Source organism: Variovorax sp. LjRoot84 (genome assembly GCF_964254305.1).
GTDB lineage: Bacteria > Pseudomonadota > Gammaproteobacteria > Burkholderiales > Burkholderiaceae_C > Variovorax.
Genome location: NZ_CAXUTE020000001.1, coordinates 5,951,202 through 5,971,760 on the forward strand (window position 1 = coordinate 5,951,202; position 20,559 = coordinate 5,971,760).

General features: G+C 67.1%; 22 protein-coding genes. 13 read left to right on the forward strand and 9 right to left on the reverse strand.

Annotated features, from left to right (window positions below):
* Positions 1-16: 16 nt before the first annotated feature.
* Positions 17-2,776 carry a bifunctional [glutamate--ammonia ligase]-adenylyl-L-tyrosine phosphorylase/[glutamate--ammonia-ligase] adenylyltransferase gene (gene glnE, locus ACSQ9I_RS29325; protein WP_436315491.1) on the forward strand — a complete coding sequence of 920 codons (2,760 nt, stop codon included), beginning with the start codon at positions 17-19 and terminating at the stop codon, positions 2,774-2,776.
* Complete coding sequence (locus ACSQ9I_RS29330; RefSeq protein WP_436315492.1) at positions 2,769-3,797, forward strand: septal ring lytic transglycosylase RlpA family protein; 1,029 nt, start codon at positions 2,769-2,771, stop codon at positions 3,795-3,797. The genes glnE and ACSQ9I_RS29330 overlap by 8 nt, the downstream gene beginning before the upstream one ends.
* A gap of 4 nt (positions 3,798-3,801) precedes the next feature.
* On the opposite strand, the gene ACSQ9I_RS29335 is transcribed toward ACSQ9I_RS29330, so the two are convergent.
* Together ACSQ9I_RS29335 and ACSQ9I_RS29340 are read right to left on the reverse strand one after the other, a co-directional pair.
* On the reverse strand, positions 3,802-4,728 hold the full coding sequence (locus tag ACSQ9I_RS29335; RefSeq protein ID WP_436315493.1) for an RNA polymerase sigma-70 factor: 927 nt from the start codon (positions 4,726-4,728) through the stop codon (positions 3,802-3,804).
* 53 nt (positions 4,729-4,781) lie between these two features.
* Positions 4,782-5,639 (reverse strand): ferritin, encoded by an 858-nt coding sequence (locus ACSQ9I_RS29340; protein ID WP_093108585.1) that lies wholly within the window; start codon positions 5,637-5,639, stop codon positions 4,782-4,784.
* A gap of 130 nt (positions 5,640-5,769) precedes the next feature.
* On the opposite strand from ACSQ9I_RS29340, the gene ACSQ9I_RS29345 reads away from it, so the two are divergent.
* A complete protein-coding gene (locus ACSQ9I_RS29345) occupies positions 5,770-6,357 on the forward strand; it encodes a glutathione peroxidase (RefSeq protein ID WP_436315494.1) in 588 nt (195 codons plus the stop codon).
* Between the two features lie 281 nt (positions 6,358-6,638).
* On the opposite strand, the gene ACSQ9I_RS29350 is transcribed toward ACSQ9I_RS29345, so the two are convergent.
* Positions 6,639-7,250 carry a glutathione S-transferase N-terminal domain-containing protein gene (locus ACSQ9I_RS29350; protein WP_436315495.1) on the reverse strand — a complete coding sequence of 204 codons (612 nt, stop codon included), beginning with the start codon at positions 7,248-7,250 and terminating at the stop codon, positions 6,639-6,641.
* Between the two features lie 106 nt (positions 7,251-7,356).
* Here ACSQ9I_RS29350 and ACSQ9I_RS29355 point away from each other — a divergent pair, with 106 nt between their 5' ends.
* From ACSQ9I_RS29355 to ACSQ9I_RS29370, 4 genes are read left to right on the forward strand one after another with little or no spacing between them, the layout of a single operon-like run.
* Positions 7,357-8,511 carry a YjgN family protein gene (locus tag ACSQ9I_RS29355; protein WP_436315496.1) on the forward strand — a complete coding sequence of 385 codons (1,155 nt, stop codon included), beginning with the start codon at positions 7,357-7,359 and terminating at the stop codon, positions 8,509-8,511.
* Positions 8,508-9,581, forward strand: a complete 1,074-nt coding sequence (locus tag ACSQ9I_RS29360) for a M48 family metallopeptidase (RefSeq protein ID WP_436315497.1) — start codon at positions 8,508-8,510, stop codon at positions 9,579-9,581. Before ACSQ9I_RS29355 ends, ACSQ9I_RS29360 begins: the two co-directional genes overlap by 4 nt.
* Positions 9,582-9,612: 31 nt before the next feature.
* Positions 9,613-10,992: an adenylosuccinate lyase gene (gene purB / locus ACSQ9I_RS29365; protein WP_436315498.1), complete on the forward strand. Its 1,380-nt coding sequence runs from the start codon at positions 9,613-9,615 to the stop codon at positions 10,990-10,992.
* Positions 10,992-11,552, forward strand: a complete 561-nt coding sequence (locus ACSQ9I_RS29370) for a YaeQ family protein (protein WP_436292018.1) — start codon at positions 10,992-10,994, stop codon at positions 11,550-11,552. The genes purB and ACSQ9I_RS29370 overlap by 1 nt, the downstream gene beginning before the upstream one ends.
* A gap of 53 nt (positions 11,553-11,605) precedes the next feature.
* Here the strand turns inward: ACSQ9I_RS29370 and ACSQ9I_RS29375 are convergent, their stop codons facing one another.
* Both ACSQ9I_RS29375 and ACSQ9I_RS29380 read right to left on the reverse strand, forming a co-directional pair.
* Entirely contained in the window at positions 11,606-11,911 is a 306-nt protein-coding gene (locus tag ACSQ9I_RS29375; protein ID WP_436315499.1) for a DUF2007 domain-containing protein, read from the reverse strand.
* Positions 11,912-11,921: 10 nt separating this feature from the next.
* On the reverse strand, positions 11,922-12,374 hold the full coding sequence (locus ACSQ9I_RS29380; RefSeq protein ID WP_436315500.1) for a DUF3717 domain-containing protein: 453 nt from the start codon (positions 12,372-12,374) through the stop codon (positions 11,922-11,924).
* A gap of 420 nt (positions 12,375-12,794) precedes the next feature.
* Here ACSQ9I_RS29380 and ACSQ9I_RS29385 point away from each other — a divergent pair, with 420 nt between their 5' ends.
* From ACSQ9I_RS29385 to ACSQ9I_RS29395, 3 genes are read left to right on the forward strand one after another with little or no spacing between them, the layout of a single operon-like run.
* The gene (locus tag ACSQ9I_RS29385; RefSeq protein ID WP_436315501.1) at positions 12,795-13,532 is read left to right on the forward strand and encodes a TerC family protein; all 738 of its coding nucleotides are present in this window, start codon (positions 12,795-12,797) and stop codon (positions 13,530-13,532) included.
* Positions 13,533-13,556: 24 nt separating this feature from the next.
* Positions 13,557-14,021 carry a hypothetical protein gene (locus ACSQ9I_RS29390; protein ID WP_093108575.1) on the forward strand — a complete coding sequence of 155 codons (465 nt, stop codon included), beginning with the start codon at positions 13,557-13,559 and terminating at the stop codon, positions 14,019-14,021.
* A 24-nt stretch (positions 14,022-14,045) separates the two neighbouring features.
* Positions 14,046-14,405 carry a phage holin family protein gene (locus ACSQ9I_RS29395; protein ID WP_093108574.1) on the forward strand — a complete coding sequence of 120 codons (360 nt, stop codon included), beginning with the start codon at positions 14,046-14,048 and terminating at the stop codon, positions 14,403-14,405.
* Here the strand turns inward: ACSQ9I_RS29395 and ACSQ9I_RS29400 are convergent.
* The gene (locus ACSQ9I_RS29400; protein WP_436315853.1) at positions 14,398-15,840 is read right to left on the reverse strand and encodes a M48 family metalloprotease; all 1,443 of its coding nucleotides are present in this window, start codon (positions 15,838-15,840) and stop codon (positions 14,398-14,400) included. The genes ACSQ9I_RS29395 and ACSQ9I_RS29400 overlap by 8 nt on opposite strands.
* A gap of 185 nt (positions 15,841-16,025) precedes the next feature.
* Between ACSQ9I_RS29400 and moaC the strand changes: the two genes are divergently transcribed.
* Positions 16,026-16,517, forward strand: a complete 492-nt coding sequence (gene moaC, locus ACSQ9I_RS29405) for a cyclic pyranopterin monophosphate synthase MoaC (RefSeq protein WP_436315502.1) — start codon at positions 16,026-16,028, stop codon at positions 16,515-16,517.
* On the opposite strand, the gene ACSQ9I_RS29410 is transcribed toward moaC, so the two are convergent.
* Genes ACSQ9I_RS29410 through ACSQ9I_RS29420 form a run of 3 tightly spaced genes read right to left on the reverse strand, consistent with a single transcriptional unit; the run spans position 16,508 to position 19,395 of the window.
* Positions 16,508-17,011, reverse strand: a complete 504-nt coding sequence (locus tag ACSQ9I_RS29410) for a glycosyltransferase (protein ID WP_436315503.1) — start codon at positions 17,009-17,011, stop codon at positions 16,508-16,510. The two genes, moaC and ACSQ9I_RS29410, sit on opposite strands and share 10 nt — an antisense overlap.
* On the reverse strand, positions 16,963-17,601 hold the full coding sequence (locus ACSQ9I_RS29415; protein WP_436315504.1) for a glycosyltransferase: 639 nt from the start codon (positions 17,599-17,601) through the stop codon (positions 16,963-16,965). The genes ACSQ9I_RS29410 and ACSQ9I_RS29415 overlap by 49 nt, the downstream gene beginning before the upstream one ends.
* 30 nt (positions 17,602-17,631) lie before the next feature.
* The gene (locus tag ACSQ9I_RS29420; RefSeq protein WP_436315505.1) at positions 17,632-19,395 is read right to left on the reverse strand and encodes a PglL family O-oligosaccharyltransferase; all 1,764 of its coding nucleotides are present in this window, start codon (positions 19,393-19,395) and stop codon (positions 17,632-17,634) included.
* A gap of 81 nt (positions 19,396-19,476) precedes the next feature.
* Here ACSQ9I_RS29420 and ACSQ9I_RS29425 point away from each other — a divergent pair, with 81 nt between their 5' ends.
* Both ACSQ9I_RS29425 and ACSQ9I_RS29430 read left to right on the forward strand, forming a co-directional pair.
* Positions 19,477-19,944, forward strand: coding sequence for a type IV pilin protein (locus tag ACSQ9I_RS29425; RefSeq protein ID WP_436315506.1), 468 nt, complete (start codon positions 19,477-19,479; stop codon positions 19,942-19,944).
* On the forward strand, positions 19,902-20,558 hold the full coding sequence (locus ACSQ9I_RS29430) for a pilus assembly FimT family protein (RefSeq protein WP_436315507.1): 657 nt from the start codon (positions 19,902-19,904) through the stop codon (positions 20,556-20,558). The genes ACSQ9I_RS29425 and ACSQ9I_RS29430 overlap by 43 nt, the downstream gene beginning before the upstream one ends.
* Position 20,559: the final 1 nt, after the last annotated feature.

Sequence of the window (20,559 nt, forward strand, 5' to 3'; positions counted from 1 at the left end):
CGCTGTGTCAGGAATTATGACCGCCAGCTCCCACCCGGGTTCCACCGAAGTCGAAGTCATCGCGGCACCCTCCTTGTCCGACTACTCGCGCTTCGTGCAGCGCCTGCGCCGCCGCTACGCCGCAGAACTCGCGCTGCTGCCGCCCGGCGAGCCGCTGCGCGAGCACATGGCGCAGGCCTTCCGGGCGCTGCGCGAGCGCGGCGACAACGTGGCCGATGCGCTGCGCACCGTGCGCCAGCTGGTGATGGAGCGGCTCATCACGCTGGACTGCGACCATCATGCGCCGCTGGCCGTGGTCACCACCGCCGTGACCCAGCTGGCCGAGTTCGCGCTCGATGTCGCCTGCCGCGAAGCCTGCGCCGAACTCGACGCCCAGCACGGCGCGCCCCTCGGCCCCGAGGGCCAGCGCGCCCAGCTCTGGGTGGTGGGCATGGGCAAGCTCGGCGCGCGCGAGCTCAACGTGTCGAGCGACATCGACCTGATCTATCTCTACGACCAGGACGGCGAGACCGCGGGCGATGCCGACGGGCGCTCGCGCCTCGCGAACCAGGAGTACTTCGCGCGCGCCGTGAAGCGCATCTATGCGCTGGTGGGCGACACCACCGCGCACGGCTTCGTGTTCCGCGTCGACCTGGCGCTGCGCCCCAACGGCAATTCGGGGCCCAGCGCGGTGTCGCTCGATGCGCTCGAAGAGTATTTCCAGGTGCAGGGCCGCGAGTGGGAGCGCTTCGCCTGGCTCAAGAGCCGCGTGGTGGCGCCGCAGTCTGTGGTCGACGACTGCTCGGCCCGGGCGCTGCGCGGCGTGGTGCTGCCCTTCGTGTTCCGGCGCTATCTGGACTACAACGTGTTCGACTCGCTGCGCACGCTGCACCGGCAGATCCGCGAGCAGGCCGCGCGCCGCAGCGCCGGACGGCCCGAGCGCGCCAACGACGTCAAGCTCTCGCGCGGCGGCATCCGCGAGATCGAGTTCACGGTGCAGCTGCTGCAGGTGGTGCGCGGCGGCAAGTTCCCCGAGCTGCGCACCCGGCCCACGCTCGATGCGCTGCAGCGCCTGGCGCGCGCCAACCTGATGCCGCAGGAAACGGCCGATGCGCTGGCCGCGGCCTACGAATTCCTGCGCCGGGTGGAGCATCGCATCCAGTACCTGGACGACCAGCAGACCCACGTGCTGCCGGTCCACGACGAAGACCTGCGCTGGATCGCGCACACGCTCGGCTATGCCGACTGCTGCCTCTTCCTGTCGCAGCTCGATGCGCACCGCGAATTCGTTGCCCAGGAATTCGACAAGCTGCTGGGCGGCAAGAAGCCTTGCTCGCGCTGCAACGGCGGCAGCGCCAACCCTGCACCGGTCGACCTGAGCGAGCTGATCGACGAGCTGCCGCCGGCCTTTGCCGAACGCATCCGGGACTGGTGCGAAACCCCGCGGGTGACCGCCTTGCGCGACGAAACCCGCGCGCGCCTGCGCCAGCTCGTGCAGCGCACCGGCCAGTGGCTGCGCGAACCCGACAGCGAAGCCCCGGGGCAGATCGGCCACCATGTCGAGGCCGCGCTGCGCTGGGCCGACTGGATCGAACCCTTGCTCCGGCGCGACAACTACATCGCGTTGCTGGTCGAGCGGCCGGCGGTGCAGGAGCGCCTGCTGCGCCTGCTGGGCTCGGCCAAGTGGCCGGCACGCTACCTGATGCAGCATCCCGGGGTGATCGACGAACTGGCCAGCAACGAGATGCTGGCCGGGCGCTTCTCGGCCACCGAGTTCGAGCGCGAGCTGGAAGCCCGCCATCTCTCGCTGCGCCAGACCGGCGAGGCCGACGAGGAGCGCCTCTTGAACCTGCTGCGCCATGCGCACCACGCTGAGGTGTTCCGCACGCTGGCGCGCGACGTCGACGGCCGCATCACGGTCGAGCAGGTGGCCGACGATCTCAGCGCCCTGGCCGATGCGGTACTGCGTGTGACGGCACGCTGGTGCTGGCCCCATGTGCGCAACCCGCACCGCGAGGCGCCGCAGTTCGCGATCATCGGCTACGGAAAACTCGGCGGCAAGGAGCTCGGCTACGGCAGCGACCTGGACATCGTGTTCGTCTACGACGACGACGACGAGCGCGCCAGCGAGGTCTATGCGTCCTTTGTGCGCAAGCTGATCAACTGGCTCACGGTCAAGACGCGCGAGGGCGACCTGTTCGAGATCGACACCGCGCTGCGTCCCAACGGCAACTCGGGCCTGCTCACGACCAGCTTCGAGGCCTACGAGAAGTACCAGCTCGGCCGCGGCAGCAACACCGCCTGGACCTGGGAGCACCAGGCCATGACGCGCGCGCGATTCGTGCTGGGGGATCCATCGCTGGGCAAACGCTTCGACCGCATCCGCGAGGCGGTGATCACCGCGCCGCGCGACCGCGACGCGCTCAAGGCGCAGATCGTCGCGATGCGCGACAAGGTGCGCGCCGCGCGTCCCGTCAAGGCCGACCGTTTCGACGTCAAGCACAGCGCGGGCGGCATGGTCGATGCCGAGTTCACGGTGCAGTTCCTCGTGCTGTCGGAAGCGAAGGCGCATCCCGAGCTGATTCCCAACGTGGGCAACATCGCGCTGCTGCTGCGCGCCGAGAAAGCCGGCCTGCTGCCCGAAGGGATCGGTGCGAACGCGGCCGCCGCCTATCGCGAGCTGCGGCGCGTGCAGCACCGGGCGCGGCTCAACGAAGAGCCGACGCAGGTGCCGATGAGTTCGCTGGTGGCCGAGCGCGAGGCCATGCTGGCCTTGTGGAAGGTGGTGTTTGGCTAGGCCGGCCAGTGCACGCAGCCTCGCGCTGGTCGCCGGCGCGGTGCTGCTGCTGTTGGCCGGTTGCGCCAGTGGGCCGCGTGGCGGCCCCGGCATCGGACGCGACGGTCCCGATGCCAATCCGCCCGCGGGCCTCGGCCAGGTGCCCGACGCCGAACCGCGCGTCGAGTCAATCCGCAGCAGCGGGGGCACCAGCAAGCCCTATGTGGTGCTGGGCCGGTCCTATGTGCCGATCACCGACGACCGGCCGTGGCGCGAAACCGGCCTCGCCTCCTGGTACGGCCGCAAATTCCACAATCAGTCCACCGCCAGCGGCGAGCCCTACGACATGTACGCGATGACGGCGGCGCACAAGACGCTGCCGCTGCCGAGCTACGTGCGCGTGCGCAACCCGGCCAACGGACGCGAAGCCGTCGTGCGGGTGAACGACCGTGGCCCTTTCCACGACGACCGGATCATCGACCTGAGCTACACCGCGGCCCTCAAGCTCGACCTGCTGCGCGGCGTGGCGCCGGTGGAGATCGAGCGCATCACGAACGAGGACATCCGCGCGGGTACATGGCGGCGTGGCGACACGGGCACTTCAGCGCTGGCGTCGGCCGCGCCCGTGGCGCCACGCCCGCTTGCGCCCGACAGCGTGGCCGTGCCTGCGGCCCTCACCAGCCCCGTGCTCGCCACGCCGCGCGCGGAGGTGCGTGAGCTCGCCGCGCTGCCGCCGCTCACGGCCGAAGCCGCGCCGTTGCCGGCAGCAGCGCCCGAGGCCGCGCTTGCATCGGCCTCATCGCCGAGCTCGGGCTTCTGGGTGCAACTGGGCGCCTTCAGCCAGCGCGACGGCGTCGATCGCTTCCAGCAGCAGGTGGCACGCAGCCTGCCAACGCTCGCGCCGGCGCTCAACGTGTTCGCGGAGCGCGGCACCTACCGGCTGCAGCTCGGGCCCTACGCTTCGCGCGAGCTGGCGCGCGACACGGCCGAGCAGGTGCGCAACGGGCTGCAGCTCGCGCCGATGATCGTCGAGCGCCGCTGACCTTTCAGGGCGCGGGCGTCCTCAGCGCCATCAGTTCCTCGCGCGTGATGGCCCGCGACGAGAACTGCGCGGCAATGCGTTGCAGCTTCTCGGGATTGCGCTGCGTGCGGATGCGCAGGATGCGCTCGCCGTCGGTCTCGATGGTCTGCACCGACTCCAGCGCGCCGTTAAAGAAGCGCAGCAGGCCCGGTTCGCCATTGACTTCCACCACCTGCACGCGCAGGCCGATGCCGAGCAGCCGCACGACCGCGTAGTAGTACTGCGCAATGCGCTGGGCGCCGCGCAGCATCTGGCGAAAGGCGGGCACCTTGCCGCCGCTGTCTCCGATCAGCTCGACGTCTTCGGCCAGAAGCACCTTCAGCCGCCCCATGTCGCCGCTGGCCGCCGCCTCCGCAAACCCCTCCAGCAGGCGCTGGTGGGCCTCGCGCTCCACCGCGAAGCGCGGGCGCTGGTCCTGGATCTGGGTCTTGGCGCGATGCACCAGCTGGCGGCAGGCCGCCTCGCTCTTGCCGAGGGTGCGGGCCACGTCCTCGTAGTCGGCATCGAACACCTCGCGCAGCAGGTAGGCGGCGCGCGCCTCGGGCGCCAGCCGCTCGAGCACGGCCAGGAAAGCCATCGACACGTCGTCGGCGCGCTCCAGCATCTGCTCGGGCGAGGCCGGCGTATCGGTCAGGAGCGGCTCGGGCAGCCAGGTGCCGACGTAATGGTCGCGCTGCTGCTTGGCGGCGCGCAGCCGGTCGATCGACAGGCGCGTGACCACCGTGACCAGCCAGGCCTCGGGGTTGTTCAGCGCATCGACGGTGGCATCGTTCCAGCGCAGCCAGGCGTCCTGCACCACGTCTTCGGCATCGGCGGAAGAACCGAGCATGCGGTAGGCGATGCCCAGCAGGCGCCGGCGATGGCGGTCGAAAGTTTGGGTGGAAGCGTCCATATGCAAGCAAGACGGACGAACTGCCCGTCTTGTGACGGGCTCTGCACAAACGCTCAGGCGCCTTGGTACGCGGGCTGTGGCCCCAGCGAGGCCGCCAGTTCCTTGCGGTAGCGGTTCAACTCCTGCACGGTCTTGAAGCTGCGGTTCATCAAGAGGCTCAGGTTGTGCAGGATGCGCTCGCCGACCTTGTTCTCCCAGACGGCGTCGAACTTGATCTGCTTGTCCAGCCAGTGCTCGAGCCAGTCCGGATCGGGCACGCGGCTCTGGATGGTGTCGCGCGGGAACAGCGCCTTGTTGACGTGCAGGTTGGTCGGATGCAGCGCCTGGGCGGTGCGCCTGGCGCTGGCCATCAGCACGCCGACCTTGGTGAAGGCCGCGCGCGCCTCGTCGCCGAACTTTTCCATCGCGCGCTTCATGTAGCGCAGGTAGGCGCCGCCATGGCGGGCCTCGTCCTGGCTCAGCGTGGTGTAGATGTGCTTGATGACCGGCTCGGTGTGCCACTCGGCCGCGCGGCGGTACCAGTGGTTCAGGCGGATCTCGCCGCAGAAGTGCAGCATCAGCGTTTCGAGCGGCGGCGCGGGGTCGAAGTCGAAGCGCACGTCGTGCAGCTCCTGCTCGGTGGGCGCATGCTGGGGGCTGAAGCGCTTCAGGTACTCCATCAGCACCAGCGAGTGCTTCTGTTCCTCGAAGAACCAGATCGACATGAAAGCCGAGAAGTCGCTGTCATGCCGGTTGTCGCGCAGGAACATCTCGGTGGCCGGCAGCGCCGCCCATTCCGTGATCGCGTTCATCTTGATGGTCTGGGCCTGTTCTTCGGACAGGCGGCTTGCATCGAAAGACTGCCACGGAATATCCTTGTCCATGTCCCAGCGGACGGATTCGAGCTGTCTGAAGAGTTCCGGATAAAGCATCAATGTCTTTCTTAAGCCGGCGGATTTTAGTCGGCTGCTTTGGCGCGCTCGTGACAAGCGCGCGATGATGGCGGCTGCGTACCCCCGCCGCGACGCGGATGCCCCCTTTTTTTCACACCAGAAACCCGCCATGCGAATCTCGATCCGACGGCCAGCGCTCTTTCTTTCGGCGCTCGCGGCTGCTGCCTTTCTTCTGCCGGCCAGCGCCAGCGCCCAGGCCACGAGCGCCCCGGCCAGCTGCCCACCCATCCTGCAGCACACCTTCCCGCGGCTGCAAGACGAAAAACCCCAGGCGCTGTGCCAGTATGCGGGCAAGGTGGTGCTGGTGGTCAATACGGCGAGCTTTTGCGGCTTCACCCCGCAGTACAAGGGCCTGGAGGCGCTGGACAGCAAGTACCGCTCGCGCGGACTGGTGGTGCTGGGCTTCCCCTCCAACGATTTCTCGCAGGAGTCGGGCACGAACAAGGAGATTGCCGAGTTCTGCGAAAGCACTTTCGGCGTGAAATTTCCGATGTTCGCCAAGTCCTCGGTCCGCGGCGCGGATGCCAATCCGCTGTTCAAGGAGCTGGCGCAAGTCTCGGGCACCACGCCGAAATGGAACTTCTACAAGTACCTGATCGGTCGCGACGGCAAGGTGGTCGAGTCCTATTCGAGCATGACCTCGCCGGACGATCGCGGCTTCGTGCGCGACCTGGAAAAGCAGCTCGGGCCCAACTGACGCGCCGCCTGCGGCATTCGTCACAAATGCTTACCACTGCCCCGGGAACCGGCTCCCGCGGGCTGGGCTCATACCGGTCTCGGGCACGGAAAGCCCGACCATTTTCATGTTGCGAGGTCTTCTGGGCGCTTGCCGTTCGGTCGAAATCCCGAGGCGATTCTTCTCCTCCTCCCTCCCTCCCTCCTTCGTTTCGGGGCGCCTCGCAGCATTTTTATATTCCACCTCCGGGTCGAAGAAAAAAGGCGCCTTGCGGCGCCTTTTCTTTTGTCAGGGCTGGAGAGTCAAGGCTGGGTGTCGGCGAAGCTGGGCCGAAGCATCAGCTTGTCGTACAAGCGGGCCAGATTGGCGTGCTCGCCGCGCCAGTCGATCTCGGGGAAGCGATAGCCGACCCAGCCGAGCGCGCAGCCGACCGCGATGTCCGACAGGCTCAGGTGGATGCCGCTGCAAAAGGGCTTGTCGGACAGGCCCTTGGCCATCGCGCGGATGCCGCCCTCGACCTTGGCGCGCTGGCGCTCGATCCAGGCCTGGCTGCGCTCACCGTCGGCCCGGTGCGCCCAGGTCGCCTCGAGGCGCCAGAGGATGCCGGCGTCCATCACGCCGTCGGCCAGCGCTTCCCAGGTCTTCACCTCGGCGCGCTCGCGGCTTTGCTGCGGAATCAGCTTGCCGACCGGCGAGAGGGTGTCGAGGTACTCGACGATCACGCGCGAGTCGAACATGGCCTCGCTGGCGTCCATGATCAGGCAGGGAACCTTGCCCAGCGGGTTGGAACTGGCGATGGTCGTATCGTCAGACCAGACGTCTTCGATCACGAACTGGTAGTCGAGCCGCTTTTCGGCCATGACCACGCGCACCTTGCGCACATAGGGACTGGCAGCGGATCCGATCAGTTTCATGCAGGCTCTCTCCCTTCCGGGGTCGTCGTTGTAGCGATTTGATTCTAGGTGAACGCGCGCAGTGCAGAATCCGGCTACATACCAACGAGGGAGAAGGTAGGAAAGCATGGACATCGAAGCGCCTGTCGACGCCACCCCGCAACGCCATCCGATCGAGTTCACGGCCAGCGGCAGCGAGTACTTCCGCATCTGGATCGTGAACCTGCTGCTGATCATCGTCACTCTCGGCATCTACCTGCCCTGGGCCAAGGTCCGCAAGCTCAAGTACTTCTACAGCAACACCTGGGTCGGCGGCGACGCGCTGGACTTCCACGGCGAGCCGGTCAAGATGCTGCGCGGCACGCTGATCGCCGCCGGCTTCCTGATCGCCTATTCGGTGGGCAGCAACTTCTCCGGCTGGGCCGCGCTGGTGGCCGCCCTGGCCTTCGTCGTGCTGTGGCCGGCCCTCTTCCGTGCCGCGATGCGCTTCCGGCTCGCCAACACCAGCTGGCGCGGCCTGCGCTTCCACTTCGCCGGCGACACGGCCGGCGCCTATGCCTGCATGCTGCCGCCGCTCGCGCTGGCGCTGCTGCCGGTGGCGCTCGCAGGCGCGATGGCCGGCACCGGCGGCGAGGCGCCCCAGGCGCTGCCGGCGGTCGCGGCCGGCGTGATCGGCATCGGCATGACGGCCTTCATGGTGGGCCTGCCCTACTTCCTCTGGCGCGTGAAGCGCTACCAGCACGGCAACTACGCCATCGGCGGACTGCAGACGCGGCTCAAGGCCGACGTGGGCGTGCTCTACGGCATCTTCATCAAGCTGATCGGGCTGAGCTTCGCGGCCTTCGTGATCGCCATCGTCGTGTTCGGCGGCCTCACCTTCGCCGGCCGCAAGAGCGGCATGGGCGCGGCCTTCGTGGTGCTGGCCGTGGTGCTGGGCTTCGGCGGCATCCTGCTGTTCAACATCCTGCCCAAGTCCTATCTGCAGGTGCGGCTGCAGAACCTGCTGTGGTCGACCACCGGCAACGAGCTGATGCGTTTCGACAGTCGCCTGCTGCTCAAGCGCTACCTGGGTCTGCAGTGCAAGAACTACCTGCTGATCTTCCTGACCCTCGGCCTCTACTGGCCTTTCGCCGTGGTGAACACGCGGCGCGCGCAGATCGAGGCGGTCGAGCTGCAGACCCGCATCGGGCTGGACCAGATCAGCCAGGTGGCCGGGCGCGAAGACCCGGGCGCGACGGGCGACATGGCGGCCGATCTGTTCGGTTTGGACATCGGGATGTGAGCTCAGCCCTGGACGCGCGCTTCTTCGACGGCCGCAGCAGCCGGCCATACGCGGCGCGCCTGAACGTCCAGGGCGACCTGCTGACGATCGCGCCGGCGCCGGGCGAAACCTTCGCGCCGGTCACCGTGCCGCTGGCCCAGGTGCGCTGGCCCGAGCGCACGCGGCACGGCGGGCGCATCGCGCAATTGCCGCAGGGCGCCAGCGTGCAGGCGCTCGACGTCGCAGCCTGGGACGAATGGGCCGCCCAGCAGGGCCGCGCCGAAAGCTGGGTGGTGCGCGCCCAGCAGAACTGGCGCGGCGTGGCGATCGCCTTCGTGCTGTTGCTGGCCGCCACCGCGACCATGTACCAGTGGGGCCTGCCCTGGGTGGCGCGCGGCGTCACCGCGGCGGTGCCGCTGAGTGTCGACACCCTGATCGGCGCCGAGGTGCTGGCCTCGGTCGACGAGTCGCTGCTGCAGCCCAGCGCCCTGCCGCCCGCCGACCAGGAACGCATCCGCCGCGCCTTCGCGCGGATGGTGCAGACGGCCCACCCGGAGGACGTGGAGGGCGCCCCGGCCTGGAAACTCGAGTTCCGGCGCGGCCGCGACAAGAAGCTGGGCCCCAATGCGCTGGCGCTGCCGGGCGGCACCATCATCCTCACCGACGAGCTGGTGCAGCTGATGCCCGGCAACGACGAGGCCGTGCTCGGCGTGCTGGGCCACGAGTTCGGCCATGTGCGCCTGCGCCATGCGATGCGGCAGCTGGTGCAGGTCTCGGCGGTCGGCTTCGCGGTGTCGGTCGCCTTCGGCGACTACGGCACGCTGATCGGCAGCGCGCCGGTGCTCCTGGCCGCGCTGGGCTACTCGCGCGATGCCGAACGCGAAGCCGACGCGGAATCGGTGCGCCTGATGCGCGCCGTGGGCATTTCGCCGCGCACGATGGTCGGCTTCTTCGAGGCCGTCGAGCGCTGGCGCGGCGAGCAGAAGCGCGCCGGCCTCGACGACGACACCATCGGCCTGGCCTTCTCCTCGCATCCGGCCACGGCCGAGCGGATCGCCTTTTTCAAGGAGGCGGCGGAGAACTCAAATTGATTGCGGCGGGGCGCAACCTAAAATTGACCCCATGAGTTTCTCCACCGTCTCCGCCCTTTCCCCCCTCGATGGCCGCTACGCGGCCAAGCTCTCGGCGCTGCGCCCGCTGATGAGCGAACAGGGTTATATGCACCGGCGGGTGCAGGTCGAGGTGGCGTGGTTCATCGCGCTATCGGACTGCGGCTTCCCCGAATTCAAGCCGCTCACGGGCGGCGCACGCAAGTACCTGCTGGGCCTGGTCACCAATTTCTCCGAGGCCGACGCGGTCGCGATCAAGCAGATCGAGAAGACCACCAACCACGATGTGAAAGCGGTCGAGTACTGGATCAAGTCGAAGTTCGAGGCGCGGCCCGAGCTGCTCGCGGCCTCCGAGTTCGTGCATTTCGCCTGCACCAGCGAAGACATCAACAACACCAGCCACGCGCTGCAGATCCAGGCGGCCCGCGAGAAGGTGGTGCTGCCGGCGATCGACGGCCTGATCGCGACCCTGCGCGAGATGGCGACCAAGTTCGCCGCCGTGCCCATGCTCTCGCGCACGCACGGGCAGACGGCCAGCCCGACCACCGTCGGCAAGGAGTTCGCGAACGTCGCGGTGCGCCTGGCCAAGGCGCGCGAACGGATCGCCGGAGTGCAGCTGCTGGCCAAGATGAACGGCGCCGTCGGCAACTACAACGCGCACATGGCGGCCTGGCCCGAGTTCGACTGGGAAGCCTTCAGCCGCAAGGTGGTCGAGACGCCGGCACCGCTTGGCCTGGGGCTCAGCTTCCAGCCCTACAGCATCCAGATCGAGCCGCACGACTACATGGCCGAGCTCTTCGATGCGGTAGCGCGCACCAACACCATCCTGGTCGACCTGTCGCGCGACATCTGGGGCTACGTGAGCCTGGGCTACTTCAAGCAGCGCCTCAAGCCGGGCGAGATCGGTTCCTCGACCATGCCGCACAAGGTCAACCCGATCGACTTCGAGAATGCCGAGGGCAACCTCGGCCTCGCGAACGCGCTGTTGCGCCACCTGAGCGAGAAGCTGCCGATCAGCCGCTGGCAGCGCGACCTCACCGACAGCACCGTGCTGCGCAACATCGGCGTGGCCTTCGGCTACGCCGTGCTGGCCTATGCGAGCCTCGCGACCGGCCTGGGCAAGCTCGAACTCAACGAGGAAGCGTTGGCCGAGGACCTCGACGCCTCTTGGGAAGTGCTGGCCGAACCGATCCAGACCGTGATGCGGCGCTTCGGCGTCCAGGGCGCCTACGAGCAGCTGAAAGAAGTCACCCGCGGCAAGACGGTGACGGCCGAGGCGCTGCACGGCCTGATCCGCTCGCTGGAGATTCCGGAAGCCGAGAAAGAACGCTTGCTGGCGATGACGCCGGGCAGCTACATCGGCAAAGCCGCAGAACTCGCGCGGCGGATCTGATGGCGCTCAAATCGACGATCTTCAAAGCGAACCTTGCCGTCGCAGATATCGACCACGGCTACTACGCCGACCACGCACTGACGCTCGCGCGCCATCCCAGCGAGACCGACGAGCGGATGATGATCCGGCTGGTGGCGCTGGCGCTCAACGCCCACAAGCTGCAGGACGTGTGCAACGGCGACGGCACGCTGGCCTTCGGCGCCGGGCTGTCGAACCCCGACGAGCCCGACGTCTGGCTGCGCGATTTCACCGGCGAGGTGAAGCTCTGGATCGAGGTCGGGCAGCCCGAGGACAAGCCGATCATCAAGGCCTGCGGCAAGGCCGACGAAGTCATCGTCTACTGCTTCAATCACGCGGCCGAGATCTGGTGGCGCGGCATCGAGAACAAGCTCACGCGGCCGCAGAACCTCAGCGTGTTCCGCGTGCCGACGGCCGCCTCGCAGTCGCTCGCCGCGCTCGCGCAGCGCTCCATGCAGCTGCAGGCCACGATCCAGGAAGGCGCGCTGATGCTGGGCGACGGCACGCACAACATCGACATCGAACCCGTGCGGCTGAAGTAGGCGGGTCTCGATTCATACGTATTTGCGTTCGATCAAACGAAAGCAATCCGGTATCAAGCGGCCGGCATCATGGCGCCACAGTGCCAGCATTGCTCGAACCCGCCTTCGATGAGTTCGCCGCAACTGCATTGCCAGCGCCGCTGCGGCCGGTGCTGCAGCTCGTGGAGCAGGCGTTCGGCCAGCGCGAACTGGGTTTCGTCCTCGATCCAGATCTCGGGCAGGCACTGATCGGGCGGCAACTGCCCGGCCGCGGCGCCGAGGTATTCGCGCTGCACCGAGGCCGCGACCCCGTCTTCGCGCAGCGCATGCACCCACAGCGTGGCGATTGCCAGGTTGGGGGCTTGCACGAGGCGGCGCATGGATCCTCTTTCAGCTCGGCGCGTCCGCCGGAACCGGGTCCTCGGGCCAGACATGCTCGGCCTCGCGCGCCCGCTCGGCGTATTTGTTGAAGCGCCAGGCGCTGTCCTGCATCGTGATGCGGCGCCAGGTCGAGCGTTTCTCGCCCGGGGTCATGGCGGGCCAGTGCTGCACCTCGTCGAAGCTGCGCCCGCAGCCCTTGCATTCGTCGTCGCCCTGGCTGGTGGAGCAGATGGCGATGCAAGGCGTGTCGGGCGTGCTGAGGTACCACGCCAGCCAGGCATCCCAGGCTTCTGCGGGGAAGCCGACCTCGTCGACCTCGTCTTCGTGGTGAAACACCATTAGCGCATAGACCTCGGCCAGCGCGCGCAACTCGGGCGCGAGGGTGATGCCATCGGGCGAGGGCTTCTGCTCGCGCCAGAAGTTGATGGCGGCCTCGATGTCGGTGATGTGGATGGCGGCCATGAGGTCGGAAAAAAAGCGAGCGGGCATCATAGTCCCGCAAAGTCCCGAGGCGATCGAAGGTTATGCGGCGCTACAAAATCTATAGCATCGGATGGCCGAACAACGGCGCATGCAGACGTTTTTTCTTTGAAGCCCGGGGAAATTCCGGTTGCCACGCCGGGGGTCTCGATGCTTTAATCCGGGCCACGAAGGGGAGTAGCTCCCGTCCGCTTTTCCGAAGGCGGATATCGCCAGGTCGTCAATACGAAGCGCACAACACTTCCGGCCTGACGGGCAGCCATACGCGCTGCCGAGCAAGACCTTCGATTTGAACCCGTGCAGGTTTGATCGAAGCGATTGCAAGTTCCCGGGGCCACCCGGTCCTCATTCAGTCGCTTCATCCGAGCTGCTCGGGATAGAGCAAAACGAACAGAGGACTTTATGGAACAGTTACTGGCCCCCGAATTCTGGGTCGCCGTCGGTCAAATCATCATGATCGACATCCTGCTCGGCGGCGACAACGCCGTCGTGATCGCGCTGGCTTGCCGCAAGCTGCCGCCGGCGCTGCGCACCAAGGGCATTCTCTGGGGCACGGCCGGCGCCATCGTGCTGCGCGTGATCCTGATCTTCTTCGCGCTCACGCTGCTCGCGATCCCCTTCCTGAAGGTGGTCGGCGCCCTACTGCTGGTGTGGATCGGCGTCAAGCTGCTCGCGCCCGACCATGACGATGCGCACGGCAACATCGCCGCCAGCGACAAGCTGTGGGCCGCCGTCAAGACCGTGATCGTGGCCGACCTGGTGATGAGCGTGGACAACGTGATCGCGATCGCCGGCGCCGCTCAGGGTGCGGGCCAGGGCCACCAGATGCCGCTCGTGATCTTCGGTCTGCTGGTCAGCATCCCGATCATCGTGTGGGGCAGCCAGCTGGTCATCAAGTTGATGGACCGCTTCCCGATCATCATCACGCTGGGCGGCATGCTGCTGGGCTGGATCGCCGGCACGATGGCCGTGACCGACCCGGCCGTCAGCAATCCTGCCGCCTGGACCTGGGTGCCGAAGCTCCCGCAGACCGACACGGTGCGCTACATTGCCGGTATCGGTGGCGCGCTGCTGGTGCTGGCCATCGGCAAGTGGGTTGCCATGCGCAAGCCGAAGCCCGAAAGCACCGCCACGGCCTGATCTCGCAAGAAAGAAGGAGCACCCATGGAAAAGATCATTCTGTATGTCGACGATGCGGCCTATGCGCGCGAGTTTCTCGCCAAGCTGTCGCCGGAAGCGGTCGGCACGGGTGCCCGGCATTGGGTGCTGGTGGCTTGCGCCCCGCGCATGACGCACCGCATCAGCAAGTGGGTGAGCCACAGCGCGCGCGAGAACTGGCGCAGCAAATGGTTCGCCAAGGTGCAGGAGCAGCTGCTGCCGGCATTGCGGCTCGAAGGCGGCGAGGTCACCCCGGTGCTGGCCAAGGGGCCGCTGGCCGAGCTGACCCAGCGGCTGAAGCTGGAGCACGGCGCGGCCCAGGTCGTCGATGCGCGGCGGCCGAAGATCGGCGTCGACCTCGAGCCCGTGGCGCCGGACGTGCCCTCGCCCGGCCAGTCGGGCTGGGCCCTGCCCGGCGCGGTGCTGGGCATGGGCGCGCTGCTGGTGCTGGCCAACGAGCTGTCGGAATAGGGCTCGTCGTCCCGCGTCCGGCGCATGCGACTTCTCCTCAAATGGCTGCTGAGCGCGCTCGCGCTCCTCGCAGTCACCTACGTCTACAGCGGCGTGCAGGTGCCGAACTTCACCTCGGCGCTGATCGCCGCGGCGGTGATCGGCCTGCTCAACATGTTCGTGCGACCGGTGCTGGTGGTGCTCACGCTGCCGGTCACCATCGTGACGCTGGGGCTTTTTCTGTTCGTGATCAACGCGCTCCTGTTCTGGGCCGCCTCGGGGCTGCTCGGGGGCTTCCATGTCAACGGCTTCGTGGCGGCGCTGATCGGCTCCCTGATCTACTCGCTGCTCGGTATCGTCATCGAGGCGGCATTGGGCGGCCTGTTCTCCAAGCGAATCATTTGAGCGGCGGTTCGGCCGCCTGCTCCTTAACCAGCGCCTCGACCGCCCGCGCGCGCGTGTCGATGATCGACGCCTCGTAGTGATCGATGGGCGCGCCGCCCTGCCCCTCTGCGCTCTTTCGCATCAGTTCCTGCGCGGCCTTGAGCCGGTCGCGCGCGCCCGCATAGTCGAGCACGGCGACATTGGCCTCGGCATCGGCGCGCACCGCGCGCAGCGTGTCGTTCTGCGCCCCGTAGAGATTGGCCAGCGTGCGCCAGGCGGTCGCATCGCGCGGATGCTGGGCCACCCAGTCGCGCAGCGGCGCGACCATCGGCGCCGGATTGCGGGTGGCGACGGCCGCTTGCGCGGCGAGCAGCATCTCCGGCCGGTCCTTGGCCTTGGTGTCCAGCAGCGCGGCCGCTTTGGAGGCATCGTTCACGGCGAGCTCGACCTCGGCCGACAGCAGGCGCGCCAGGCGCGAAGCCGCCGCATCCTCCGACGTTCGCGCGACCAGACGCTGCGCCAGCGCGCGTGCGGCCTTGAAATCGCGCAGCTCGTTGGCCGACAGCGCCGCCGCGTAGAGCGTACCGGCCTGCTGGGCTGGCAAGCTGCGCGCGAATTCGCCGGCCCCGGCGGCGTTGACCCACAGCCGCAGCACGTCGACGCCGGGGCGCGAGAGCACGCGAGCGCGGGCGGCGATCATCGCGTGGTCCATGACCAGGGGCATCGTGTGCTCCGCGCCCGGCTTGAACTGGAAGCGCCCCTGCATGTCCGAGATCCGCTCGCTGTTGAGCGGATGGCTGCGCAGGTAGGGATAGGAGCCGTTGTCGTTGAGGCGCGAGGCGTATTGCAGCTTTTCGAACATCGCGGCCGCGCCCTGCGGCGCGAAGCCGGCCTGCGTCATCACGCCGAAGCCGACGCGGTCGGCCTCGCGCTCCATGTCGCGCGAGAAACCGAGCTGGCTCTGCACGAAGGCGGCCTGGCTGCCCATCATCACCGCCTGCCCGGCATCCGGATTGCGGCTCTTGCCGGCCGCAATCATGCCAAGGATCATGCCGGCGAGCAGCAGCGGCATCTGCCGGCTCTGCTTGGCCATGATGCGCGAGATGTGGCGCTGCGTGACGTGCGAGAGTTCGTGCCCGAGCACGGTGGCGAGCTCGTCGCGGCTGCCGGTGGCCGAGATCAGCCCCAGGTGCAGCCCGAGATAGCCGCCCGGCAGCGCAAAAGCGTTGATGCTGCGGTCGCGTCCCAGCAACACCGTCCAGGCGAAGCGCTCGTCGAGCTCGGGTGTGAGATCGCCGCGGGTACGCGCCGCCGCCAGCAGGCGCTGCCAGATGTCCTGCACGTACTCGACCAGCACCGGGTCGTCGATGTAGTCGGGGTCGCGGTACAGCTCGCGCGCGATCTGGTCGCCGAGCCGGCGCTCGGCGCTGGCGGTCATCTCGCCGCCGTCGCCCATCCCCGGCAGCAGCTGGGCCTGCGCCAGGGACGGCAGGGCGAGCTGGGACGCTATCAAAAGCGTAGCGCACAGGGTTCGCAGCCGAGGCTTCGGCGGTCGAATCGGGTGGAGAAAAAGAGTCAACGCGGCATTCCTCGTCAATGGCTCGGCCTCGTATGATGCGTCACTCTACGGAACGTTCATCCATGAGTCCACTCACCCATTTCGACGCCCAAGGCCAGGCCCACATGGTCGACGTGGCAGCCAAGCCGGCTACCCACCGCGTGGCCGTGGCGACCGGCCGCATCGAGATGCAAGCCTCGACCTTGGCGCTGATCGAATCGGGCACCGCGAAGAAGGGCGACGTGCTCGGCATCGCGCGCATCGCGGGCATCCAGGCCGCCAAGAAGACCAGCGACTTGATTCCCTTGTGCCATCCGCTGGCGCTGACCCGCGTGGCGGTGGCTTTCGCCATTGCCGAGGGCGGGGTGCCGCAGGTGGCGTGCACGGCCACGGTCGAGACTGTCGGGCCTACCGGGGTCGAGATGGAGGCGTTGACGGCGGTGCAGGTGGCGCTGCTCACGATTTATGACATGTGCAAGGCGGTGGATCGAGGGATGACGATCAACGGCGTGCATCTCCTGGAGAAGCATGGGGGGAAGTCGGGGAGCTATGTGGCGGGCAAGGATCAGGCGTAGCGGCGCCGTCCAAAACGTTCGATCGTGGCTTCAATCGCCCGTCGGATTCTGCCAAAAACCATGTTGCTGCTGAACATCCTGACCGACGCGCGGACCGCGTGGGCCGGAGGGAGCAGCGTACGGTCGCGGACCAGATTCTGAATCCGACCGGCCAGCGCGCCGCCGTCCCCGACAGGATAGAGCCATCCGTTCTGCCCGTGCAGGATGATGTCCGAGGGACCCGAGGAACAATCGCTGCTGAGACAAGGGACTCCGCGCGCCATGGCTTCGATCAGGATCATCGGGAAGCCCTCGAAAGCGGAACAAAGGACAAGCAGGTCCGCCGTCGCGACCGCGCGCCATGGATCGGACTGCCAACCCAGCCAGTTCAGGCGATCGGCAATGCCAAGCTGCCCGGCCAAGGCGTGAAGCCCGATGAGGTCGTCTTCGCCCTCTCCGGTTCCGATCAGGTCCAGCCGCCAATCGCCTTCGACTTCCGCGAGTGCGCGCAACAAATCGTCGGTGCGCTTCTGCCTTCCGACCATGAGACGGCCGACATGCAACAGCCGCAGCGGCCCGCCGGTCGAGCGAGCCATAGCGATGCCTTCTCGATGCGCGCACCGTTGTAGACAAGGTGCACGCTGTCCGCAGCAATGCCGACGATCTTCTTGGTCGCCGCGGCGATCTGCGAACTGATGCAGATGTGGCCATGGGCATAGCGAAGGAAATCTGTTCTCTGTTTGTGCGCCGTGGAGAAATGCAGCCATGCCATGACCGGACGCTTGAGCCTCGCCAGGAACAGGCCCAGTCTCACCAGAAGAATGCTGGAGCCGTAGATCACGATCACGACGTCGGGTAAATGGGTTTTGCAAGCACGAACGACCGCGGGCAAGCCGCCAAGCATCTGCCATTTGAGTGACCTCGATCCGTTGGCTAATTCGGTGTAGTCCAGCCCCTGATGCCACCGCGCATCCAGCACGCTCGGGCAGAGCGCAAGGACGCGCACGCGGTCGCCGCCGGCCTCGGCCTCCTCCGCAAGTGTCCGCACGCAGGTCTCGATTCCCCCGATGCCAGACAGGGTGCCAACCACGACAAGGATCTCCATGTTGCTCTCAGTGATGTTGTTCTTGATTTGCTATTCCGACGGGTCGTCCACCGGTTCGTTGTCGAGCCAGCGTGCGTACTCGCGCGGGAACGCTTTCTTGAAGCGCACCGCCTGCGCCAGCGCTTCGTCGTCCAGACTGAGCAGCATCGCGCTGTCGATCAGCTTGGTGATGACGCGCGGTTCGGGCGAGAAGTGAAGAAGGTGCTGCGCCAGCGCGTGCACCTCAGCCGCATTGGCTGCGCTGACCGGCGTGAGCGTGAGTTCAGCGAACTTCACCTGGTTGGCGAACAGCCAGGAGTCCTGAAGCTTGGCCAAGGTTTTGTCGCGCCATGCCGGCAGGCGATCGTCGCGCGCGAGATAGATCTGGCTGACGCGGGTGTAGTCCCAGGCGGCGTAGCCGACGATCGCCATCAGGACCGCCGCAGCAGCCAGCGAAGGTGCTGAGGTCCGCTTCACCCGTGCTCTCTGTGATCCAGGCCACAGAAACCCGAGGCAAAGCCCGAAGACGAGCTGGAAGGGCCCGTACCAGAGCGGGTACTCGAGCAGGCTGTGCAGCACGATCGCGGCGAGCAGACCCCACACCATGATCCGTGCCGGATCGGTCTCGCGCCAAGGCCGGGCGGCCAGTACCAGCCAGCCGAATCCGGCGCAAATCAGCAGCGCTGCCGGAATGCCGAGCTCGACGGCGAGATGGAGCGGCAGATTGTGGGCGTTGTCGAGGATCTCGACGAAGCGCGGGCCGCTGTAGACCGTGCTGTAGTGCGCAAAGCTCAGTTCGCCCCAGCCCCAGCCTGTCCAAGGGTGCTGGCTGACCAGGTCCAGGACGTTGCGCCAGAGCACCAGTCGACTGTGCGCATCGGGGGCGCCTTCGCGCAGGCGGCGCATCATGGTGTCGACCCCGGAGTCGGCGAGCAGGGGCAGCAGCCAGGCGGCGGCGAAGTAGGCGGGGACCAGAGCCAGCAGGAGCAAGGGGTGCGGCAGCTTGTAGTCCGCGGTTCCCCCATTCGCGCGATGCCGTTCGCGCCAGGCAAGAAGAGCGGCGGTGCCGCTGATCAGCAGAAGCTGAAGCAGTCCAGTGCGCGAGGTGGAGGCGGCCGCGGCGAGGGTCAGCAAAACCCCGGCCGGCATCAGCGCGGCGCGTACGCGGTGGCCGCTTACCGTATGCAGCCAAAGCGCCGCGATCGACGCCATGCTGATCAAGGTCGCGAACTGGTTGCGCTGGCGCAGGTTGCCGTAGGCCTGGCCGAGATCGGGTGAGGTCGTCCACGGAGCGAGCGGCTCGGCGAGGCCGTAATACTGGAGCAGGCCAAAGATGGCGTTGATAAGGCCGGCGACTAGGAGACCCCAGGCCAGCGCCGACCGCCGTGAGCCTGATGCGCGCGCCAACCCGGCACCGGCGCTGGCCGCCAGGCCGACGATCGCCACGGCGATGACCGCGGAGAGATCGAGCGTCGGGTTGCCCGATCGCCCGAGCAGGATCGACACGCCGGCCACCGTCAACCAGATCACGACGCCGCGCGCCGGTAGCGCGACGGGTCCCGCCAGCAGCAGCAGCGCCGCACAGCTCCACGCGGCCAGTTGCTGCCAGACGTTGGCCGAGGGGCCGGCGGCGAAAGGGAAGAGAAAGGGCAGCGCGATCAGCGTGCCAAGAGTGACGATCAAGGCGAAACGAGGAGCGGGCGCATCCGCACGAGCAACGTCAGGCGTCATCCGCGCGATTGTGCTGTAGGGGAAAGTGCACAGACTTCCCCCATGGTTCTCGACGAAAGGAAAGGATTCGCTGACAAACGGCAATTCAAAAACAAGTGGATTGGTGACAATTTGTGACCATCGTAAAACATGCGATCAGAGGTCACCACAGTGCAAAACGCTTTCTTGTCCCGTAGCCGCCAGGCGGGCTTCACGCTCATCGAGATCATGATCACGGTGGTCATCATCGCGATCCTGGCTGCGTTCGCCATTCCCAGCTACCAGGACTATGTGCGGCGCGGCTACGTCGTCGACGGAACGAACGGTCTAGCGACCATTCGGGCGGACATGGAGCGCTACTTCCAGGACAACCGCACCTATGCCGCGGCCGGAACCTTCGTCCCGCCCTGCGCGGCTACTGTGGCCGTTGCGCGCCGTACGTTCGGGAATTTCGTCGTGACCTGCACCGGCGCCGGTGCTCCCAGCGGGACGGGATTCACCCTCACTGCGACAGGCGCAGGCCCGGCCAACGGCGTGGTCTACACGGTCACCGAGCAGAACATACGCGCCACCACGGGCATGCCCCTCGCATGGTCTGGCTGGACCAGTCCTTGCACGACCTCGTGGATCGTAAAAAAGGGGCAAGCGTGCTGACGTCCAAGAGCCTGCCGAAGCGCATCGCGGGCTTCACGCTTATCGAGATGATCGTGACGATCGCGATCTTGGGTCTCCTGACAGCGCTCGCGATGCCCTCCATTCTGGGCTGGGTCCGCACCAACAAGATCCGCACCGTCAGCGACTCCTTGCAAAACGGCCTGCGGCTGGCGCAGTCCGAGGCGACAAGGCGCAGCCGACAGGTCGTTTTCTCTCTGACCAACGCCAAGCCCACGAGTGCCACTTTCACCGCCGCCGCCGACGGGAACAACTGGGCAATCACAACCGTCGCTGCGATGACGGGTGAGGCCCGCGCCTTCATCGAGGGCGGCGTACTCACCGATGTGGGCTCCGATGTGCAGATCTCCGGCCCGTCGGCCATCTGCTTCAGCGCGATTGGCCGGCTCGTTGCCAACAGCGCGCCAGGCCCCACCAGTGCCGATTGCACGCTTCCGACGACAACTCCTCCGGTGCATGTCTACAACATCACCATCAGCAATGCCGTCAGCGGCGTTGACCGCCGGCTGCGCGTCACAGTCGCGCTCGGCGGACAGGTCCGGCTGTGCGACCCGGACAAGACCCTTTCGGACACCCAGCCCGACGGATGCCCCTGAT